The following is a 22,923-nucleotide window of genomic DNA, read 5'->3' on the forward strand; positions in this document are numbered from 1 at the left end:
TGTCAGAGTAATATAGGAGGCGAAGAACCGTGGCGCCATTCACGATGATGGATATCAAATTGCTGTGCGGGGTCACGGCATTCAAACGGGGAGAAGCGTATAACCAATCTGGCAGGGTGACCAACCTGGTCGCCAGTCACGATGAACGCCATTACGAAGCTGTGGTTCGAGGTACAGAACGATACAAAGTAACGGTTGATCTGGATGATGCAGGTGAGGTGGTTGCCGGATGCAGCTGTCCGGGCGATGGGAGATATTATGACTATTGCAAACATGTGGCTGCCGTTTTGCTGGCGATCCATGAATGGGGAGAACAGCGTGACACGGGCTCTCAAACATCGTCGAAGCTGGTGTCTAAACCTGATCGTGGCTCCGCTTCCAGAGTAGGAACGCTGGTGGAGGAGAAGGAGTGGGAGCGTCCAAACTCCATTTCAAATACCGACTCAGTAATGAATGTGGGATCTCATTCAACTTCATCTGCTCAGGCCTTTGCAGCCGAGCCATTGCCTTCCGATTCCAAGCTTGATGACCATGCGGATAGGGATCGTCCGTCTGTGCATTTCGCTCAAGCAGGTCGTCCAAGCTCTGCTCCTGGATGGGGCAGATCAGCAGATAAACCTTCGTACCGAACAGCCGATCAGATTCTTTCCATGTTTGCCAAAGAACGCAGCCCTTTGCATGCAAATGATCGTAAATACACTGCGCCTGTAACCCGGTCTTCATTGCGGGAGGAGCTGCAGCTCCAATTTATATGCAAGCTTGTGCAAGTTCACAAAGGCGGAGCCAAGCTCGCACTCGAACTGAAGGTCGGAAATAAACGCCTGTATGTCGTTCAGAAAGTGAAGCAATTCCTGAACTGCATTGAGAATGGTGAGCCGATGTCGTTTACCAAGCTATTTTTCTATGACCCTTCAATGCATTATTTTAGTCCCCAGGATCAGGCGATCCTGTCTATGCTTATCCGGATGAGGCAGAGTGAGGAAGCTTACCGCGAATCCATCTCCGGTTACTTGGGTGCTTCAGACGGAAGAGATATATTGATTGCTCCTCTGGTCTGGAAGCCTCTTCTGGATTTGCTGCTTCAGGCAGATAGCCGGATGGAGGGAACAGGGTTGGCGAATGGTCCGCTCACTTTGGGTGAGGGGGCACTGCCTTTATTTTACCGTATTGCGCAGGGGACTAATGAAGGATATCAGCTGGAGATCTCCGGATTGCGTGAGTTGATTCTTCTTCCAGCCTATGATGCTGCCGTAGTGGAAGGGCAATTGCATATGTTGGAGCCGATGCAGATGCGAAGTCTGGAGGATTTGAGCAGAGCGCTCACTTCTTATGGAATCAAGGAAAGTATCGATATTTCAGCTCAGCAGGTGGATGAATTTGTGCAGCATGTAGTGCCGGAACTACGTACACTTGGACATCTGTCCATCGACTCACAGGTGAGAGAACGAATCGCAGAACCGGAGCTTGCGCCAAAGTTGTATATCGATTTCTACCGAGAACGGATTACTGCGCGTCTGGAGTTTGATTATGGTGTAATGGTGATTAATCCGCTGGCCGAATATTTGATCGATGAGGAAGAGAAAAAGGTGATTTTGGTACGTGACCGTCATGCGGAGCGTAACCTGATCGACCGACTAGATCGCTCTTTCCTGGAACGGGATGGCAGTGTATGGGCAAGTGAACGAGAAGATGCGGTATACGATGTGATGTACCATCTGCTGCCAGAGCTTGAGAAGCAGGTAGATATCTATATTCCGAATGCGGTGAAGGCCATGGTGCAATCTTATCCGACACCGCCCAAAGTTCGTGCAGATCTGGGCAAAGGCTTGGATTGGCTGGAGATCTCATTCGAGATGGAAGGTGTAGATGAGCTGGAGCTTCAGGAAATTATGCGCAGCATTGTAGAAAAGAAACCGTATTTCCGCTTGCGCAGCGGTGTGTTTGTCTCTCTCGAAAACGAAGGAGCGGACAGCTTCGCACACATGGCGGATTCGCTTGGACTTGCGTCGGGTGACATCAAGGGCAGTCATATTCGGATGCCGGCAGTTCGAGCGTTGCAGCTTCCTGGCCGGGACGAGGTTTCGGGCCATGTGAAGTGGGGAGGTTCCCTGAAACGTTTCCTGGATGATCTTCGTGATCCCGAGCGGATGGATTTTGCACTGCCGGATACGCTTGCTCCTGTGCTGCGTGATTATCAGGCGAGTGGATACCAGTGGCTGCGTACACTCGCATTTTACCGATTTGGCGGCATTCTGGCAGATGATATGGGACTTGGTAAAACGCTGCAAAGTATCGCCTATATCGCGGCAGAACTGAAAGAAAAGCCGAAACTGCACATTAGCAATCCAGGTGATGCTGATTACACTGTCGATGAGGGAACTTTCGAGAGTAACATCCCAGATGAAGTGCAGGCCGGAATGTTAGACCAACAACCTGCTCATCCCCCGGTACTCGTCGTTGCACCCGCTTCATTAACGTACAACTGGGCGAATGAATTTGCCCGTTTTGCACCGCATTTGCGAGTACTGATTGCAGCAGGTCAAAAAGACGAACGAGCCAGTATGCTCGAAGGTATGGATGACGCAGATGTCATTGTGACGTCCTACCCGCTATTGCGCCGCGATCTGGACACATATCTCGGAAGAACGTTTCATACGCTTATTTTGGATGAAGCCCAGGCGATCAAGAATGCTTCTTCCCAGACGGCTCAGGCTGTTAAACAGATTCAGGCGCCACGTCGCTTCGCTCTTACAGGAACACCCGTGGAAAACTCATTGGATGAGTTGTGGTCAATCTTTGAAGCCGTCTTCCCGGGTTTGTTTCCAAGTTATCGCAGATTCCGGGATCTGCCTCCTGAACGGATCGCGCGAATGGTCCGTCCGTTTATTCTCCGCCGTCTGAAGAAAGATGTGCTGGAGGAATTGCCGGATCGTATTGAAACCGTACAACGCTCCGAGCTGAAGGACGAACAGAAGAAACTGTATGCCGCGTACCTGTCACAGCTTCAGGATGAGACATCAAAGGATATGGAAGAGAACGGTTTTCAGAAGAACCGCATTAAAATTCTGGCTGGTATTACACGCCTGCGCCAGTTGTGCTGTCATCCGGCTCTCTTTGTGGAGGGGTATCAAGGGGATTCCGGGAAAATGGAACAGCTGCTGGAGACGGTGCAGGATTGTCTGGCTGCTGGCAAGCGAATTCTCATCTTCTCCCAGTTCGCTAGCATGCTGAATCTGATTCGACAGACGCTCGCTGCACAGGGGAGAGATTTGTTCTACCTGGATGGTCAGACACCTGCCCAGAGTCGGGTAGAAATGTGCCGCAGATTCAATGAGGGCGAAGCCGAACTGTTCCTGATCTCGTTGAAGGCTGGCGGTACCGGATTGAATTTAACGGGTGCAGATACTGTTATTTTATATGATTTGTGGTGGAACCCCGCAGTTGAAGAACAGGCCATTGGACGTGCCCATCGTATGGGACAGAAACAAGTCGTACAGGTTATCCGCCTCGTTACGGAAGGTACGATTGAGGAGAAGATTCTGGAACTGCAGCAGCGCAAAAAAGATTTGATTGCCGAAGTCATTGAACCCGGAGATCGAGGATCGACTACCTTATCCGAGCAGGATATCCGGGAACTGCTGATGGTATAATGAAGTCCAATCGCATTGGAGTTTGCCATCATTTAATATATTTAAATATGACTCTAGCAAAAAAAAGGAGTGGGGCTCAGCATGCACATCCGTAAAGCAATTATTCCAGCAGCCGGGCTCGGTACCCGGTTTCTGCCTGCCACGAAGGCGATGCCCAAGGAAATGCTGCCCATCGTCGATAAGCCGACGATTCAGTACATTATTGAAGAAGCTGTGGCTTCAGGCATTGAGGATATCATTATCGTGACAGGTAAAGGTAAACGGGCCATCGAGGATCATTTTGACTATTCATTCGAACTGGAACAGAACCTGGCTGGTAAACAGAAATGGGATCTGCTGAATGAAGTTCGCAAACCCTCCGAGATGGCAGACATCCATTATATCCGTCAAAAGGAACCGAAAGGTCTTGGACACGCCATCTGGTGTGCCCGCAAGTTTATCGGAAATGAACCATTTGCTGTCTTGCTAGGAGATGACATTGTGGAGTCCAATCATCCCTGTCTTCAGCAAATGATCGAAGTCTATGATGAATTGCAATCTCCGATCGTAGGTGTACAGCCTGTTGATTGGAGCGAAGTGTCACGTTACGGCATTGTGGATGGGGAATTGCTCTCTCGCACCGAAGATCGTGTGTACCGCGCGCGTCGTTTGATCGAGAAACCGAAGACGGATGAATCACCTTCCAATCTGGCGATTATGGGACGTTATATTCTGACGCCAGATATCTTCGATATCCTAGGTCAGCAGTCTGCTGGCGTGGGTGGAGAAATCCAATTAACGGATGCCTTGTCCCGTCTGAATGACCAACGACAGATTCTTGCCTATCACTTTGATGGCCTACGTCATGATGTTGGGGAGAAACTTGGTTTTATTGAAACCACGATTCATTATGCACTTCAGCGCCCGGATTTGCGGGAGGATTTGTTGAAGTATTTGGAGCAGATAGTACAGAACAAATAGAGAAATAGCTATGATTAAACCCAGCCGAAAGTTAGACACCGGCTGGGTTTTTATTCTTTTATGGAACAGTATTGAAATATCATGATTTAACCAGGCCAATGAACGATCACTTGCCCGACGCCTTACATATACATAGATTAATATGAAGAAATGCTGTTAATAGCAATAACGGAGGGATAACATGAAGGTGATTCCGCTGTTTATGGATGGCGCAGCTATATTGGAACCTAAGGTTTATGGCGATCATCGGGGATATTTCATGGAAAGTTATAATGAACGTGTTCTGTATGAAAATGGTATACATCATGTATTCGTTCAGGACAATCAATCCCTGTCCGCAGAAGCTGGAGTTCTTCGTGGACTTCATTACCAGCTTCAGCCCAGAGCACAGACCAAGTTGGTCAGAGTTATATCTGGAGCCATTTATGATGTTATTGTAGATATTCGTACCACTTCACCAACCTTCGGACAGTGGAAAAGTGTCATTCTCAGTGAGTATAATCAGCGGCAGTTGCTTGTCCCTCAAGGTTTCGCTCATGGATTCTGTACACTGGTGCCACATACACAGGTGACATACAAGGTGGATGCATACTATTCGCCTGAACATGACAGGGGTATTTTGTGGAACGATCCAGCGCTCGGAATTGATTGGCCTGTGTCGGATCCCATTCTCTCCGAGAAAGATCAGAAGCATCCTTTACTTCAAGGAGCGGAACTGAATTTTGGGTAACTAAAACAAGCTTCTCGGATCGTACAGTATCTGGGGGCAGAAGGAGAGAGATAACATGAAACTGCTCGTTACTGGAGGGGCTGGATTTATTGGCAGCAACTTTGTGATGTATATGCTTCGTGAACATCCTGATTATGAAATTGTTAACGTGGATTCCTTAACGTATGCGGGCAACCTTGAGAATTTGCAATCGGTAGAATCGAATTCTCAATATACGTTTATCCGAGCGGATATCACTGACGTACAACAGATGGAACAAATTATCTCCCAAGGGATCGATGTAATCGTCAATTTTGCGGCTGAGTCTCATGTGGATCGCAGCATTCTGTCCCCGGATATTTTTGTGCGCACCAATGTACTTGGAACTCAAGTGTTGCTGGATGCCGCGAAAAAATATCAGGTTACCAAATATGTTCAGGTGTCTACGGATGAAGTATATGGCTCGCTTGGTCCAACAGGTTTGTTTACAGAAGAGACGCCTCTAATGCCGAACAGTCCTTACTCTGCCAGTAAAGCGGGTGGGGATTTGCTTGTAAGAGCGTATCATGAAACCTTTGGTTTGCCTGTAAACATTACACGTTGTTCGAACAATTATGGACCTTTCCAATTTCCAGAGAAGCTTATACCGCTTATTATATCTCGTGCATTAAATGATGAGGCTATTCCTGTCTATGGGGATGGGCTTAATATTCGTGATTGGCTCTATGTAGAAGATCACTGTAGTGCTATCGATCTGGTCATTCATAATGGCAAGATTGGAGAGGTATATAACATCGGGGGAAATAATGAACGTACTAATATATATATTGTTGAAAAGATTCTAGAACATCTAGGCAAACCTGCAAGTTTGATTCAATATGTAAAGGATCGACTGGGCCACGACCGACGTTATGGGATTGACCCGACCAAATTGCATACCGAACTTGGCTGGAAGCCCGTGCACAATTTTGAGACAGGGATCAAGGAAACCATCCAGTGGTATCTGAACCATCAGGAATGGTGGACACGAATTCAATCGGGTACGTATCAAGATTATGTAAAGCTTCAGTATGGTAATCGAATGGGTGATCCTGCAGAATGAAGTATAGAGTGATGGTTACAGGGGCTGCGGGACAGCTCGGATACGACGTTGTAAAGACCTTTCAAGCAGGTGGTCATGATGTCATGGCCTGTGACAGGGATCAATTGGACATTACAGACCAACAGCAATGCAGAGATACCATTAACGCTTTTCAGCCTCACATCATCGTTCATTGTGCTGCCTATACAGCCGTTGATAAGGCCGAGTCAGATGAGGATATGGCGTACACAGTCAATGTAACAGGCACTAGAAATATAGCCGTTGCTGCAGAGAAAGTGAAAGCCAAACTGATCTATATTAGTACCGATTACGTATTTGATGGCACCGCAACGAGACCTTATCAGGAATTTGATTTGACGAACCCGCAGACCGTGTATGGCAAGTCAAAGCTTGCCGGAGAGAGATTGGTCGAGAGTCTCTGCACGCGATGGTTTATTATACGAACATCATGGGTGTTTGGAGTACGCGGCAGTAATTTTGTCAAAACCATGCTGGAACTTCTGGAGAAGCGTCCCCGACTGCAGGTGGTTCATGATCAACAAGGGTCGCCCACATATACTGTGGATTTAGCCAGACTCGTGAGTAACCTTTCATTAACTGAGAAATATGGTATCTACCATGCCTCTAATTCTGGAACATGCACCTGGTATGAATTTGCACAGGCGATTGCAGAAGAAGCATCCAAGCAATCCAGATTCAAACAGAATGCTGTTCTCGAGCCGTGCACCACCGGACAATTCCCACGTCCTGCTCCTCGACCTCAATATTCCGTAATGGATCATCTCGCTATTCGTACAAACGGTCTGCCACCCATGAGAGCTTGGCGTGAAGCTTTGATCGCATTTCTGAATGAATTGAGTATACAACAAGCCGAATAGATGCTGCTTCTTATCCATCCGAAATACTGCACCCCTAGATTTAACAGCCGCCTTCGGGCGGCTTTTTGTTTTACACCTCTCCAATCAGGGTAGTTAGCTATCAAAAAGGAAATACCGCACATGCTTCGTCATATCATAATTATCATACTTTCTTTCTTCCCTACCACCTTACTAAGGATGTGAACGCCATATGAAACGAATTGCCGCCGTCATTATACTACTCATCGTAACCGTGGGCACACTCTTTTTTGCCTATGACAGTCAAAGTGAGGAGCAGCATGATGGGTTTACGGCCTATCGACTGATTGCTCATGCGATGGGCAGTATCCGTGAGCAGCCTTACACCAACGCCTATGAGGCGATGATTGCCAACTATGAGAAGGGTACACGGGTGTTTGAGATTGACTTTATGCTGACCTCGGACCGCAAAGCAGTAGCCAGACATGAATGGACCGCCAACATGAGCAAAATGCTGGGACAGGACGAGGAGTTACCCGAAGACAAACAGGCTGGAGCATTGACACATGATGAATTTATGAATACGCCCATTCTGGGCATGTACCAACCGATGGATGCCGAAGGCATTATGGATGTACTGGCCAAGTACCCGGATATGTATATCGTGACTGATACCAAAGAACAGAAGGACGAGGATATTCAGCAGGTGCTGAAATCACTCGTGGACGCAGCCAAGAAACATGACCCTTCAATCCTTAATCGGGTTGTAGTTCAGATCTATAACGAGCCAATGCTCGAAACCGTGAAAGAAATCTATGCGTTTCCTTCTATTATCTATACTCTTTACGCTACGCAGGATACTGAAGCTCAGGTGGTTGATTTTGTACAAAAGAATGACATCGATGCCGTAACCATGCCGGAATATAAAGTAAACCAGAATTTTGTTGCCAAGCTGAAGCAGGCAGGAGCCGTCACCTACGTGCATACCATTAATGACACCGACCAGGTAGCGAACTATGAGAAATGGGGCGTGTACGGCGTGTATTCGGATGTATTAACCGAGCAGGAACTGGATGAGATGAACACACGTTTTGCCTGGAAGCCTTAAGTATTAAATAGTGCTTCAAATCATGCAGTTGCTCCTACTTGAGACTGTTTAACCCCACCTAAGATATGCATGTTCGTGTTCGTAGTAACACCAGGCGCTGACTTAAATTTTGTTGCATTACACCCCTGCCATCTAAAATTACAGGCTTCTCCTGCAATTCCAGGGAAAAGTCTGTGATTTTTTGTTCCCCTTTTTATACGAACATTGACACTCACTCCCTGCTGACTTAGACTTAGTTTACAAGCTTTTTAGGATGCAGAAGAACCTCTGGAGGAATGTTCGTTGATAGACATGATTAAGCAGTGGAGACATGTACTTAAGCTAGACCCGGACCGGGAAATAACGGATGAAGCACTCGACCTGATCTGCATGTCGGGAACCGATGCCATTATTGTTGGCGGGTCTTCGGGAATTACCTATGACAACACGGTGGACCTGATGTCCAGAGTACGTCGCTACGAGCTGCCCTGCGTGCTTGAAGTATCCGAGCTGGAGGCAGTTGTGCCTGGTTTTGACGGATATCTGATTCCGATTGTGCTGAATGCAACGGATAGCAAATGGATGATCGGACAGCACCAGCAAGCCATCGAGCGTTACGGATATCTGATTCCATGGGATTTGCTTATTGCAGAAGGCTATATTGTCCTCAATGCCGAATCCACTGTTGCCCGAATGACCGGAGCGGATACGGAATTAACGACGGATGCTGCAGTTGCTTACGCCCAGGCTGCGGAACGTCTGCTGAACCTGCCTATCGTATATATGGAGTACAGCGGAACGTTTGGAGATATGGAGCTGGTTGGAGAGACACACAGACAACTCACCAAGGCGCATCTCATCTATGGCGGCGGGATTGATAGTCCGGAGAAAGCTGGACAAGCCGCACAGGTCGCAGACACCGTAGTGGTTGGCAACATTGTGTACAGTGATTTGAACAAGGCGTTGGAGACGGTCCAAGCTGTGAAACAATCCGTTTAATCGGTTTAGTTTACCATTCCCCCAATTTCCCCTCTTGATCTGTTAAAATAGAACTTTGACCTTACTGATTAAGCAAATAAGTTGTATAAACGGAATGTTGTATACACTACAACGGAGACTGCAGGACCAATCTGAAGAAACGAAGTGGTCGTGTTTATCACCGGATTTTCCCTTTGAAGAAGGGGATCAAAAAATCTGGGGATAACAACGATCGGAAGATGGTACTGCCATCGGAGTGACAAGTGTAACCTTCTGATTTTGCTTAACCGATTAACCAACGAAAGGAGCATGCATGCATGCAACCTGTAAATATACATGATGCCGTTGCACGGCTTAACCCCCCTCAACGGCAAGCCGTCGAGGCGACGGATGGACCGCTATTGATTATGGCCGGAGCGGGCAGTGGCAAGACCCGGGTGCTCACACACCGGATTGCCTATCTTATTGCAACACGCAAAGCACCCCCGTGGGGCATTTTGGCTATTACGTTTACGAACAAAGCAGCACGCGAGATGCAAGACCGGGTATCCCAACTGGTTGGCGGCTCTCAGGGTCGTGACATCTGGGTATCAACGTTCCACTCCATGTGCGTGCGTATTCTGCGCCGTGACATTGAACGCATCGGCTTCACCTCCAATTTCAGCATTTTGGATTCATCTGATCAATTATCTGTAATCCGTAGCTGTATGAAAGACCAGAACATCGACACCAAGAAATTTGAACCAAAAGCTGTTCAATCGATGATGAGTACCGCGAAGAATGAATTGATCAGTCCGGAGCAATATGAGAAGCAGGCTGCTGACTATTTTGAAGGCATTGTGGCGAAAGTGTATAAGATGTACCAGAAACGGCTCCGTGCTAACAACTCGCTCGACTTTGACGATCTCATCATGGCGACTATTCAACTTTTCAAAGAGGTACCGGAAGTTCTCGACTTTTACCAAAAGAAATTCCAGTACATTCACGTGGATGAGTACCAGGATACCAACCGTGCGCAGTACATGCTGTGCCGTATGCTCGCTGATAGTCATCACCGCATTTGCGTCGTAGGGGATAGTGACCAATCAATCTACCGCTGGCGTGGAGCGGATATCAGCAACATCCTGAATTTTGAGAAAGACTACCCTGAAGCCAATACGATTTTGCTCGAGCAGAACTATCGTTCCACTTCGAATATCCTGAATGCAGCGAATGAGGTAATCGGCCTGAATACTGGGCGCAAACCGAAGAAACTGTGGACGGACAAAGAGGGTGGCTCCAAGATCAAGGTGTACCGTGCGGATTCCGAACATGATGAGGGGTATTTTGTAACTTCCGAGATTAGTAAAAATGTGAAGAACGGCAAATCCTATCAGAATCACGCTGTTTTGTACCGTACCAATGCCCAGTCCCGGGTTATAGAGGAAATTCTGATCAAGTCTGATATTCCGTATCAGATCGTTGGCGGCATCAAGTTCTATGATCGTAAAGAGATCAAGGACATTCTGGCGTATCTGCGCCTGCTTTCCAACCCTGATGATGACATCAGCCTTACCCGGATTATTAATGTACCGAAACGCAGCATTGGTGATACAACGGTAGCGAAGCTGGCAGCTGCAGCAGGAGAACGAGGGATTTCAATATACCGTGTGCTTCAGGTCGTGGATGATCTCGGTTTTGCCGGTCGAACGCGGAATGCGCTGGTGGAGTTCTATGACATGATCGCCGCGCTGCATCAGATGGTAGAATACTTGTCTGTGACCGAATTGACCGAGAAGATTCTCGAGATGAGCCAGTACCGACTTGAGATGCAAAATGAAAACACACTTGAATCCCGTGCACGGCTCGAGAACATCGATGAGTTTCTGTCCGTTACCATGGAATTTGAGAAAAATAATGAAGACAAAACACTTGTTTCGTTCCTCACCGATCTCGCACTGATTGCGGATATCGACAGCATGAACGATGATGAAGAAGATCAGAGTGACGCGGTTACTCTGATGACGATGCACAGTGCCAAAGGTCTGGAATTCCCTGTCGTCTTTATCGTTGGTATGGAGGAGGGAGTTTTCCCGCACAGCCGGGCCTTTATGGATAACGAGGAGCTGGAGGAAGAACGCAGACTGGCTTATGTGGGCATTACGCGTGCGGAAGAACAACTCTTCCTGTCTTGCGCACAAATGCGGACCTTGTTCGGACGCACAACGGCGAACCCGCCTTCACGCTTCCTGGATGAAATTCCGGATGAGCTCAAAGAAGATACCTCCATCGCTCGTGACCGCTATCGTCGTGGTAGCAGCGCAGGTGGATCATATGGTGGCCGTGGACTTGGTGCAAGTGGAGGGAGCAATTTTGGTGGCGGAGCAAGCAAGCTGTTTGATCGTCAGAGCCAAAGCGGTTCTTCCGCTTCGTCAGTTACTTCCTCACGGGTTACCATGAGTACGTCGTCCAGCACATCCAGCACGCCTGCCCCGTCGTCGGCATCTAAACCGGTTGCTGCCGGAGCTGGTTCTGATGGTTTCAAAGCAGGAGATAAAGTACAACACGGAAAATGGGGAACAGGTACCATTGTTGGGGTGAAAGGCTCGGGTAATGACACAGAGCTTCAGATCGCATTCCCGGCCCCGGTTGGCCTAAAACGTCTGCTTGCAGGCTTTGCCCCAATCACCAAAGTGGAATAGATATTCATGAACGAACGTAGAGATTGCTCTAACGTTCGTTCTACATAGATCCAAATTATAATAACGGAGGGATGGCCCTGTATGGACCCGATGCACCGGATGGAGCAACTCGTTACCGAGCTGAACCAGCATAATTATCAGTACTACACGATGGATCAGCCGCAGATCAGTGATAAGGAGTATGATCTTCTGTACGACGAACTGGTTACGCTGGAACAGGAGAGTGGTATGGTTTTGCCTGATTCTCCGACACAGCGTGTGGGTGGTGAACTGCTCAAAGGGTTTACACCGCATCGACATTTATCCTCATTGTGGAGCTTGGACAAAGCCCAGAATATAGAGCAGCTGCGAAGCTGGAATACTCGCGTGCTCAAGCTGGTCAATGACTACAACACCAAAAATCCGGACAATCCGTTGCCCGAACCTGGCTATGTGATTGAACTGAAGTTTGACGGTTTGACCCTGAATCTAACGTACACAAACGGTGAATTGGTTCAAGCCTCTACGCGTGGAAACGGAACCGTAGGCGAGGGCATTTTGGCACAGGTTAGAACGATTAAGTCGGTTCCCCTCAAAATACCTTATACAGGCGGCACGATTGAAGTCCAGGGTGAAGGCATCATGAACCTGTCTGTATTGAATCGTTATAATGAAACAGCAGCAGAGCCGCTTAAAAATGCCCGGAATGCCGCAGCAGGAGCACTGCGCAACCTGAATCCGAAGACTACCGCTGAGCGGCGGTTGAACGCCTATTTCTATAATGTAGGTTATTCGGATGATATTCAGTTTGCCAACCATCAGGAGATGATGGACTTTCTCCGTGAGAATCGATTCAAAGTCAATCCATCCATTACGTATTTCCATGAGTTTGATGATGTGATGGAGCAATTGGCTGCGATACAGGAGAGCCGTGGTCAACTGGACTACCTGATTGATGGAGCTGTTATCAAAATCACAGACATGCGCACCCGTGAGGTACTGGGTTACACCGATAAATTCCCTCGTTGGGCGGTAGCTTACAAGTTTGAGGCGGAAGAGACCACGACCGTTCTGAACTCTGTTGTCTGGAATGTGGGCCGTACCGGTAAAGTGACACCACTTGCTCGAGTTGAACCGGTTGAGTTAGCTGGGGTAACGGTACAGAACTGCACGTTGAATAACGTAGGTGACATTGAGCGGAAAAATCTGAAATTTGCCTTGGGTACACGTGTCTTTATCCGTCGTTCCAATGATGTCATTCCTGAAATCCTGGGTAAAGTGACTGAAGAGAGTGACGGCGAGGAGATTGTATTCCCTGAGCAATGTCCGGCATGTGGATTCCCGCTGGAACAGCGTGGAGCGCATTTGTTCTGTAACAACAAGCTGGCGTGCAAACCGCAGACGGTGGCCCGGATTTCTCATTTTGCTTCCCGTGATGCAATGGACATTGAGACATTCAGCGAGAAAACGGCGATTCAACTGTACGATGAATTGAATGTGCGTGAGCCCGCTGACCTGTATACATTGCAATTCGATGATTTGGTGAAGCTGGAGCGGTTTGGTGAGAAGAAAGCAAACAACCTTATTGCTGCCCTAGAGCAGAGCAAGGATCGTGACCTCGCTTCGTTCCTATACTCACTGGGTATTCCGAACACAGGTAAATCAACTACACGTATGCTGGCTGACCATTATCGCGACCTGCATGCCATTATGAATGCAACGGCAGAGGAGCTCGTTGAACTTCCGGACGTAGGCGGCATTGTAGCTGAGAGCATCGTGACTTTCTTTGCAGACCCGTTTACACAGGCAGCTATCGAGAAGATGCTGAATTTGGGTGTGAAAGCCCAGGCACCTGAGGCACCAGCAGCGATTGTGGAAGATTCCTTCTTCAGTGGCAAAACGGTCGTGCTGACCGGAACGCTGCATCAACTCACGCGGGAAGAAGCGACGCAACGACTAGAAGCACTTGGAGCGAAGGTAACGGGCAGTGTCTCCAAAAAGACAGACCTCGTTATAGCCGGAGAGAAGGCAGGTTCTAAACTGACCAAAGCTCATGATCTCGGCATTCCTACCATTGAGGATGAGGACGAACTTGTACGTCTTTTGAATCAAGAAGGATAGATTCTGAATGTGGAGTAGGCTTTGATTAAATCGCAGCGTAACTCGAATAAGTAATAGATAACTTAAAGACCCCTGTACCACGATAAGTGGAACGGGGGTCTTTGGTTTGCACATTTATTTAAACTCAACTGTATATCGACAGTAACTCCAATCAGGAACGCGCCTGAGAAGCGCCAGTAAGCCATGCATCCTTGTCGTAACCTCGTTCTTCCCAGTATCCGATATGTTCGCTGTCAATCAGTTCAATACGATTCAGCCACTTGACGGACTTATAGGCATACATCTGGGGAATGACCAATCGTACCGGACCGCCCAGATCTGCTGGAATCGGTTTACCATCATGCATGACAGCTACCATAATATCCTCCATCTGAGCTTGATCCATCGTAATGGCGTCCGTATATACACCATCGCCGGAGTAGAACTTAACGCTGTGCGCTTCGGGTTTTACGCCGGCTTGGTTCAATAGTTGCTTAAGAGATATGCCTTCCCAGGTGTTCTTATATACAGACCAGCCTGTAACGCAATGAAAGTCACTGACCTGAACGGTACGTGCAAGCTTCACAAACTGCTCCCAGTTCCATACTTGCGCCCGTTCAACGAGCCCATCAATCCGGAATGACCAGTTTGCATTGGAAAAGGAAGGTATCGGTGTTACGGTGTATACGCGAAAATGTCCTTCAGCCCCGCCTCCGACGGGCGGTGAGGAAGCTGGCAGTGCTTGTGGCAAAGGCACCATGTGATTGGGATCGTTCTCCAGCATGCTATCTATACTGTTGTCTAGTTTGAGGTTTCGTCCAACCCATGATATAAAAGTAGGCCCTAAAGTCACAGCTAGGCTCACGCCTACAGCAGACCGAATAAAGGCCCGCCGTGTATACACGGGTTGAGGTTTCTCTGGTTGATGGACAGGACTCTCCTTAATGGTACGTATAGATTCGGTGGAAACTAACGCAGCTGGCGTCGTATTTTCATCAGGAGCATCAGCTGGATGCACCATATTTCTACCCTCTGCTACAACTGTCGTTGCTTTTACTGCACGGCGTGCAGGATCTTTTAACCATTTCGTTCGCGTGATGGAGTGGTAGATAATATAAGGCAGGCCAAACCATGTCAGCAAATCATGAACCAGAAGCGCGGTATTCGACAATCTCGGCCCAGCGAGCTTGAACTGCCATAACACAATTCCTGATAACAGCCACCCTACCAGCAGTATAAGAACAACGATTGTATTTGCTCTTTGCCAAGGCCGATTACGAAGTTGTTTCCAATGCTTTCCGGCCAAAAGTAAGTAATACACCACGGGTGCCAGCATAGCTAGCCCGACGACAATATGTAGCCACTTTAACCATACGCGTCCAATCCCAAGTAACTCGCGCCAGAAACCACCGACCAACATAAGGCCTGTTACCGCGAGGATGACAACAATCCAGGCATTCCAGGCATGAATGGAAACGAGCTTTTTACCATAACCCTTTCGAATGTTCTTCAGCCATTGCAGCATTTGCGTTCACCCCATATAGGTTATTCATCAGAGCATCTTTGATATAAATGAAGTCTTATTGTGATTAGAGAGAGGGTTCTGAATTTAGTATTATTGAGTATTGTGTCAGTGACTACTTGAGGGAGTATCATATTCATTCCTTATTCTATATTATATATACCTTATTATAGAGCGTTTGGATCACTTGCATCAAAAGGGGAGGGGAAACACCTCTTATATAAAAGTATCCTCTAAGTGGTTATCTAAATACTATTTGTTCACAAGTAGATGTGTTCATCTATTTTTAGTAAATAGAATTCATTTATTCAGTAACCCGAAGTATCTTTATGTAAATAGAGTTGATCCTTCTGCATTCATATAATCTGTCGAATGATGTAGTTGAGAGTCTCTTGAGTTAGCGGGAGTTGTGGATTATAAATCATTTATATAAAGGTTATTAAAAAGTGCTTGCTAAATAAATTAGATCATGATATATTATTTCTTGTCGCCTCAAACGAATGATTGTCGAAACGCTTTGAACGCTGACGAAAAAAAGAGTTGACAGTTAGTTAGTCAACATGATAAGATAAGATTCCTGTCCGGTTGACAAGCATTAACACGAACGGACAACAAGTTCCTTGAAAACTGAACAAATGGATAGTAACTTTTGATTCATAATGAATCGTCAGTTTCAAAATGAGCTTATCGCTCTTTTCAATACTTTATTGGAGAGTTTGATCCTGGCTCAGGACGAACGCTGGCGGCATGCCTAATACATGCAAGTCGAGCGGACTTGATGAGAAGCTTGCTTCTCAGATAGTTAGCGGCGGACGGGTGAGTAACACGTAGGCAACCTGCCCTCAAGCTTGGGACAACTACCGGAAACGGTAGCTAATACCGAATAGTTGTTTTCTTCTCCTGAAGGAAACTGGAAAGACGGAGCAATCTGTCACTTGGGGATGGGCCTGCGGCGCATTAGCTAGTTGGTGGGGTAACGGCTCACCAAGGCGACGATGCGTAGCCGACCTGAGAGGGTGATCGGCCACACTGGGACTGAGACACGGCCCAGACTCCTACGGGAGGCAGCAGTAGGGAATCTTCCGCAATGGGCGAAAGCCTGACGGAGCAATGCCGCGTGAGTGATGAAGGTTTTCGGATCGTAAAGCTCTGTTGCCAGGGAAGAACGCTTGGGAGAGTAACTGCTCTCAAGGTGACGGTACCTGAGAAGAAAGCCCCGGCTAACTACGTGCCAGCAGCCGCGGTAATACGTAGGGGGCAAGCGTTGTCCGGAATTATTGGGCGTAAAGCGCGCGCAGGCGGTCATTTAAGTCTGGTGTTTAATCCCGGGGCTCAACCCCGGATCGCACTGGAAACTGGGTGACTTGAGTGCAGAAGAGGAGAGTGGAATTCCACGTGTAGCGGTGAAATGCGTAGATATGTGGAGGAACACCAGTGGCGAAGGCGACTCTCTGGGCTGTAACTGACGCTGAGGCGCGAAAGCGTGGGGAGCAAACAGGATTAGATACCCTGGTAGTCCACGCCGTAAACGATGAGTGCTAGGTGTTAGGGGTTTCGATACCCTTGGTGCCGAAGTTAACACATTAAGCACTCCGCCTGGGGAGTACGGTCGCAAGACTGAAACTCAAAGGAATTGACGGGGACCCGCACAAGCAGTGGAGTATGTGGTTTAATTCGAAGCAACGCGAAGAACCTTACCAGGTCTTGACATCCCTCTGACCGGTACAGAGATGTACCTTTCCTTCGGGACAGAGGAGACAGGTGGTGCATGGTTGTCGTCAGCTCGTGTCGTGAGATGTTGGGTTAAGTCCCGCAACGAGCGCAACCCTTGATCTTAGTTGCCAGCACTTCGGGTGGGCACTCTAAGGTGACTGCCGGTGACAAACCGGAGGAAGGTGGGGATGACGTCAAATCATCATGCCCCTTATGACCTGGGCTACACACGTACTACAATGGCCGGTACAACGGGCTGTGAAGCCGCGAGGTGGAACGAATCCTAAAAAGCCGGTCTCAGTTCGGATTGCAGGCTGCAACTCGCCTGCATGAAGTCGGAATTGCTAGTAATCGCGGATCAGCATGCCGCGGTGAATACGTTCCCGGGTCTTGTACACACCGCCCGTCACACCACGAGAGTTTATAACACCCGAAGTCGGTGGGGTAACCGCAAGGAGCCAGCCGCCGAAGGTGGGATAGATGATTGGGGTGAAGTCGTAACAAGGTAGCCGTATCGGAAGGTGCGGCTGGATCACCTCCTTTCTATGGAGAATCGTTTCCTGCGTGGAAACATTCAAATACGCAGGTTCTTAGAACCTGCGGCAGCGATTCATTTCGGTCCATCACATTAGTGTGGATGAAATGAAGAGCAAAACACAGTTACTTATCCATTTGTTCAGTTTTGATGGAATTTGAGGGGCCATAGCTCAGCTGGGAGAGCGCCTGCCTTGCAAGCAGGAGGTCAGCGGTTCGATCCCGCTTGGCTCCACCAAAGAATTTCGTCTATTTAGCTTGTTCTTTGAAAACTAGATATCGAAACGAAAATTGCGAATTAGAACATTCCTTTTTAAGCTGAACTTGTGTTAAAACAAGTTTCAATAAAAACGGTAGATTGCATGAGCGAGTGATCGAAATGGAGCGACTTTTGGCTTTGGACGCAGTCCAAAACAAGCGGAGCGACAGCTCGAACACGAGCGGAATGGTTAAGCTACTAAGAGCACACGGAGGATGCCTAGGCGCTAGGAGCCGATGAAGGACGTGGCGAACAACGAAACTGCCTCGGGGAGCTGTAAGCAAGCTTTGATCCGGGGGTGTCCGAATGGGGAAACCCAGCTGGGGTAATTTCCAGTTACTCACAACTGAATACATAGGTTGTGTAGAGGCATACCAGGGGAACTGAAACATCTAAGTACCCTGAGGAAGAGAAAACAATAGTGATTCCGTCAGTAGCGGCGAGCGAACGCGGAGAAGCCCAAACCAGAGAGCTTGCTCTCTGGGGTTGTGGGACATCTCACATGGAGTTACAAAGGAGCCGGTTAAACGAAGAGGTCTGGAAAGGCCCGCCAAAGAAGGTAAAAGCCCTGTAGTTGAAAGTCTGCTCTCTCCGAGATGTATCCCGAGTAGTGCGGGGCACGTGAAACCCCGTATGAATCCGGCAGGACCATCTGCCAAGGCTAAATACTTCCTAGCGACCGATAGTGAAGCAGTACCGTGAGGGAAAGGTGAAAAGCACCCCGGAAGGGGAGTGAAATAGAACCTGAAACCGTGTGCTTACAAAAAGTCAGAGCCCGTTTTAGGGGTGATGGCGTGCCTTTTGTAGAATGAACCGGCGAGTTACGTTCCCGTGCAAGGTTAAGGTGAAGAGCCGGAGCCGCAGCGAAAGCGAGTCTGAATAGGGCGATGTAGTACGTGGACGTAGACCCGAAACCGGGTGATCTACCCCTGTCCAGGGTGAAGGTGCGGTAACACGCACTGGAGGCCCGAACCCACGCACGTTGAAAAGTGCGGGGATGAGGTGGGGGTAGCGGAGAAATTCCAATCGAACTCGGAGATAGCTGGTTCTCCCCGAAATAGCTTTAGGGCTAGCCTCGGAAAACAGAGTCGTGGAGGTAGAGCACTGATTGGGTGCGGGGCCCGCAAGGGTTACCAAGCTCAGTCAAACTCCGAATGCCATAGACTTACTTCCGGGAGTCAGACAGTGAGTGCTAAGATCCATTGTCAAAAGGGAAACAGCCCAGACCATCAGCTAAGGTCCCCAAGTGTGTGTTAAGTGGGAAAGGATGTGGAGTTGCACAGACAACCAGGATGTTGGCTTAGAAGCAGCCACCATTGAAAGAGTGCGTAATAGCTCACTGGTCGAGTGACTCTGCGCCGAAAATGTAACGGGGCTAAACACACCACCGAAGCTATGGCTTGATGCTTTGCATCAGGGGTAGGGGAGCGTTGTATAAGGGTTGAAGGTGTACCGTAAGGAGCGCTGGACATTATACAAGTGAGAATGCCGGTATGAGTAACGAAAAGATCAGTGAGAATCTGATCCGCCGAAAGCCTAAGGGTTCCTGAGGAAGGCTCGTCCGCTCAGGGTAAGTCGGGACCTAAGGCGAGGCCGAAAGGCGTAGTCGAAGGACAACAGGTCGAAATTCCTGTACCACCGTAAGCCGTTATGAGCAATGGGGGGACGCAGCAGGGTAGTGACGCGGACTGATGGATGTCCGTCTAAGCAGTGAGGCTGATGTGTAGGCAAATCCGCACATCATAAGGCTGGACTGTGATGGGGAGCGAAAATTATAGTAGCGAAGGTCATGATCTCACACTGCCAAGAAAAGCCTCTAGCCAGGTGATGGTGCCCGTACCGCAAACCGACACAGGTAGGCGAGAAGAGAATTCTAAGGCGCGCGGAAGAACTCTCGTTAAGGAACTCGGCAAAATGACCCCGTAACTTCGGGAGAAGGGGTGCCCCGGTAGTGTGAATAGCACGAGGGGGCCGCAGTGAAAAGGCCCAAGCGACTGTTTAGCAAAAACACAGGTCTGTGCGAAGCCGTAAGGCGAAGTATACGGGCTGACGCCTGCCCGGTGCTGGAAGGTTAAGGGGAGTGGTTAGGGGTAACCCGAAGCTATGAACCGAAGCCCCAGTAAACGGCGGCCGTAACTATAACGGTCCTAAGGTAGCGAAATTCCTTGTCAGGTAAATTCTGACCCGCACGAATGGCGTAACGACTTGGGCGCTGTCTCAACGAGAGATCCGGTGAAATTTTAATACCTGTGAAGATGCAGGTTACCCGCGACAAGACGGAAAGACCCCATGGAGCTTTACTGCAGCTTGATATTGAATTTGGGTACGATCTGTACAGGATAGGTGGGAGCCTTTGAAGCATGAGCGCCAGCTTGTGTGGAGGCACCGTTGGGATACCACCCTGATCGTATCTAGGTTCTAACCTGGTACCGTAATCCGGTGCGGGGACAGTGTCAGGTGGGCAGTTTGACTGGGGCGGTCGCCTCCTAAAGAGTAACGGAGGCGCCCAAAGGTTCCCTCAGAATGGTTGGAAATCATTCGAAGAGTGCAAAGGCATAAGGGAGCTTGACTGCGAGACCTACAAGTCGAGCAGGGACGAAAGTCGGGCTTAGTGATCCGGTGGTACCGCATGGAAGGGCCATCGCTCAACGGATAAAAGCTACCCTGGGGATAACAGGCTTATCTCCCCCAAGAGTCCACATCGACGGGGAGGTTTGGCACCTCGATGTCGGCTCATCGCATCCTGGGGCTGAAGTAGGTCCCAAGGGTTGGGCTGTTCGCCCATTAAAGCGGTACGCGAGCTGGGTTCAGAACGTCGTGAGACAGTTCGGTCCCTATCTGTCGTGGGCGTAGGAAATTTGAGAGGAGCTGTCCTTAGTACGAGAGGACCGGGATGGACGTACCGCTGGTGTACCAGTTGTTCCGCCAGGAGCACCGCTGGGTAGCTATGTACGGAAGGGATAAGCGCTGAAAGCATCTAAGCGTGAAGCCCCCCTCAAGATGAGATTTCCCAGTATGTAAGACCCCTTGAAGACGACGAGGTAGATAGGCTGGGGGTGGAAGTGCAGCAATGCATGGAGCTGACCAGTACTAATCGGTCGAGGGCTTATCCAAGATATGCAGGTTGTAAGTTGCAAATTTCGTTTCGGATCTAGTTTTCAGAGAATAATCTCTGAAATGAAAATTGGTACATCACAGAATGTGCGTATGATTTTCAGTTCCATATTGGATTTCAAGAAGCTATGCTTCGACAAATCGCGTTTGGTGGCGATGGCGGAGGGGTTCCACACGTACCCATCCCGAACACGACCGTTAAGCCCTCTAGCGCCGATGGTACTTGGACCGCAGGGTCCTGGGAGAGTAGGACGCCGCCAAGCGAAGAACCACTGCCGATGTTATTCGGTGGTGGTTTTTATTTGCGTTTTTTTACTATAGATCACAGGTGGAACAATTATTATACACGAAAAAAATATTCCCGAGAGATGCCCACGCATCTCTTGTTTGACTTTGTCCCGTTCCTCTGACACACTCATAAATAGATACATACATCACGTATCAGGCCATGATTTGAAAGATATCATAACTTAGAGAACGGGGTGCAGGACGACATGGAAATTCAGAAATTAACCGTAGATGATTTTGAGCCAGCTATGGCACTCTCCGAGTATGCTTTTCAAGTGGTAATGAGTGAAGAACAAACGGAGAAGCGACGGAGTCAATTTGATTCACAGGATATATGGGGTGTATTTGAGGAAGGACAATTGGGTGCCAAACTTCACATTATTCCTTTTCAAACTTATATTCACGGAAGATCGTTCGAGATGGGCGGTATTGCGGGAGTAGCCACATGGCCAGAATATAGACGCAAAGGCTGGGTAGCCGGGCTATTGAAGCATGCGCTGGAGGAAATGAACCGTAACAAACAAAGTATATCGTTTTTGCATCCGTTCTCTTTTGCATTTTATCGGAGATATGGATGGGAGACGTATGTTGAGTTTAAACGATATAAAGTGCCTACAGCTCATCTGCCTGCAAAAAAGGCAACCCCTGGAACAATTCGGCGTGGCGATCCGGGAATCAGCGTATTAAAGGAAGTATACAGTGCGTATGCTGAGCGCTATAACGGAACCTTAATCCGAGATGATGCGAGATGGGAGAATTCAGTTCTCACTAATGGAGCCAGCCAGAAGGCTGTATATTATGATGAAGCTGGTAAAGCACAAGGCTATGTTTTATATGAGGTTAAGGAAAGAAAGTTTACCATTAAAGAGATCATTTATCTGAATGAAGAGGCAAGACAAGGTTTGTGGACCTTTATAGCCAACCATGATTCCATGATTGAGGAAGTCACTTTACAGGCACCAGCCAGTGATATGCTTGCTTTTCAATTAGATAATCCGCGGATTCAGCAGGAAATTGTACCTTTCTTCATGGCACGTATTGTGAGTGTCGAACAATTTATTTCCCAGTATCCTTTTGCGAGCCCAGACTCACCAGTACAGATTAATCTCCAGGTAGAGGATGCATACGCACCATGGAATGAAGGGGTATGGCAATTAAATGTGGCGATGAACGGTACAGCTTCAATATGGAAAACATCTGAGCCTGCTGCTAAAGATCAGACTGTTAAAGTAGACATTCAGACGCTTACCGCTATGCTGATGGGGTATCGTAGGCCCACAGAGATGGCTCAGATAGGTAGAATGGAAGGACCAAATGAAGCAATAAAAGCTCTGGAACAAGCAATTCCTGATCGGGAAACGTATTTACTTGATTTTTTCTGATCCTCATAGAGTAAAGAGTTTTCTAGGAT

Annotated in this window: 11 protein-coding genes, 1 tRNA gene and 3 rRNA genes; 14 read left to right on the forward strand and 1 reads right to left on the reverse strand. The window is 48.4% G+C overall.

Features of this window, described 5'->3' with window-relative positions:
• The first annotated feature begins 29 nt into the window (after positions 1–29).
• The 9 genes from HW560_RS09030 to ligA all read left to right on the forward strand — a co-directional run bounded on the left by HW560_RS09030 (position 30) and on the right by ligA (position 14,103).
• A complete protein-coding gene (locus tag HW560_RS09030; RefSeq protein ID WP_179262865.1) occupies positions 30–3,650 on the forward strand; it encodes a DEAD/DEAH box helicase in 3,621 nt (1,206 codons plus the stop codon).
• A gap of 81 nt (positions 3,651–3,731) precedes the next feature.
• A complete protein-coding gene (gene galU, locus HW560_RS09035) occupies positions 3,732–4,610 on the forward strand; it encodes a UTP--glucose-1-phosphate uridylyltransferase GalU (protein ID WP_179262867.1) in 879 nt (292 codons plus the stop codon).
• A 181-nt stretch (positions 4,611–4,791) separates the two neighbouring features.
• Positions 4,792–5,340 carry a dTDP-4-dehydrorhamnose 3,5-epimerase gene (gene rfbC, locus HW560_RS09040; protein WP_064641968.1) on the forward strand — a complete coding sequence of 183 codons (549 nt, stop codon included), beginning with the start codon at positions 4,792–4,794 and terminating at the stop codon, positions 5,338–5,340.
• Positions 5,341–5,395: 55 nt separating this feature from the next.
• The gene (gene rfbB, locus HW560_RS09045; RefSeq protein WP_179262869.1) at positions 5,396–6,421 is read left to right on the forward strand and encodes a dTDP-glucose 4,6-dehydratase; all 1,026 of its coding nucleotides are present in this window, start codon (positions 5,396–5,398) and stop codon (positions 6,419–6,421) included.
• Positions 6,418–7,299: a dTDP-4-dehydrorhamnose reductase gene (gene rfbD / locus HW560_RS09050; RefSeq protein ID WP_090903596.1), complete on the forward strand. Its 882-nt coding sequence runs from the start codon at positions 6,418–6,420 to the stop codon at positions 7,297–7,299. The genes rfbB and rfbD overlap by 4 nt, the downstream gene beginning before the upstream one ends.
• Positions 7,300–7,489: 190 nt before the next feature.
• Positions 7,490–8,365, forward strand: a complete 876-nt coding sequence (locus HW560_RS09055) for a phosphatidylinositol-specific phospholipase C/glycerophosphodiester phosphodiesterase family protein (protein ID WP_090903597.1) — start codon at positions 7,490–7,492, stop codon at positions 8,363–8,365.
• 291 nt (positions 8,366–8,656) lie between these two features.
• Positions 8,657–9,343: a heptaprenylglyceryl phosphate synthase gene (locus tag HW560_RS09060; protein ID WP_373564994.1), complete on the forward strand. Its 687-nt coding sequence runs from the start codon at positions 8,657–8,659 to the stop codon at positions 9,341–9,343.
• A gap of 296 nt (positions 9,344–9,639) precedes the next feature.
• Positions 9,640–12,003: a DNA helicase PcrA gene (gene pcrA, locus HW560_RS09065; protein WP_179262873.1), complete on the forward strand. Its 2,364-nt coding sequence runs from the start codon at positions 9,640–9,642 to the stop codon at positions 12,001–12,003.
• 81 nt (positions 12,004–12,084) lie between these two features.
• Positions 12,085–14,103: an NAD-dependent DNA ligase LigA gene (ligA, locus tag HW560_RS09070; protein ID WP_090903600.1), complete on the forward strand. Its 2,019-nt coding sequence runs from the start codon at positions 12,085–12,087 to the stop codon at positions 14,101–14,103.
• Between the two features lie 151 nt (positions 14,104–14,254).
• Here the strand turns inward: ligA and HW560_RS09075 are convergent, their stop codons facing one another.
• Positions 14,255–15,607: a molybdopterin-dependent oxidoreductase gene (locus tag HW560_RS09075; RefSeq protein WP_090903601.1), complete on the reverse strand. Its 1,353-nt coding sequence runs from the start codon at positions 15,605–15,607 to the stop codon at positions 14,255–14,257.
• A 701-nt stretch (positions 15,608–16,308) separates the two neighbouring features.
• Between HW560_RS09075 and HW560_RS09080 the strand changes: the two genes are divergently transcribed.
• The 5 genes from HW560_RS09080 (at position 16,309) to eis (ending at position 22,894) form a co-directional block, all read left to right on the forward strand.
• A 16S ribosomal RNA gene (locus HW560_RS09080) occupies positions 16,309–17,860 on the forward strand.
• A gap of 153 nt (positions 17,861–18,013) precedes the next feature.
• A tRNA-Ala gene (locus HW560_RS09085) sits at positions 18,014–18,089 on the forward strand.
• A gap of 209 nt (positions 18,090–18,298) precedes the next feature.
• Positions 18,299–21,224, forward strand: a 23S ribosomal RNA gene (locus HW560_RS09090).
• A 146-nt stretch (positions 21,225–21,370) separates the two neighbouring features.
• Positions 21,371–21,487, forward strand: a 5S ribosomal RNA gene (gene rrf, locus HW560_RS09095).
• Together the 16S, 23S and 5S rRNA genes with 1 tRNA gene alongside form the textbook arrangement of a ribosomal RNA operon.
• A 231-nt stretch (positions 21,488–21,718) precedes the next feature.
• Complete coding sequence (eis, locus tag HW560_RS09100) at positions 21,719–22,894, forward strand: GNAT family N-acetyltransferase (RefSeq protein ID WP_179262875.1); 1,176 nt, start codon at positions 21,719–21,721, stop codon at positions 22,892–22,894.
• Positions 22,895–22,923: the final 29 nt, after the last annotated feature.

Source organism: Paenibacillus sp. E222, from assembly GCF_013401555.1.
In the GTDB taxonomy this organism is placed as follows: domain Bacteria; phylum Bacillota; class Bacilli; order Paenibacillales; family Paenibacillaceae; genus Paenibacillus.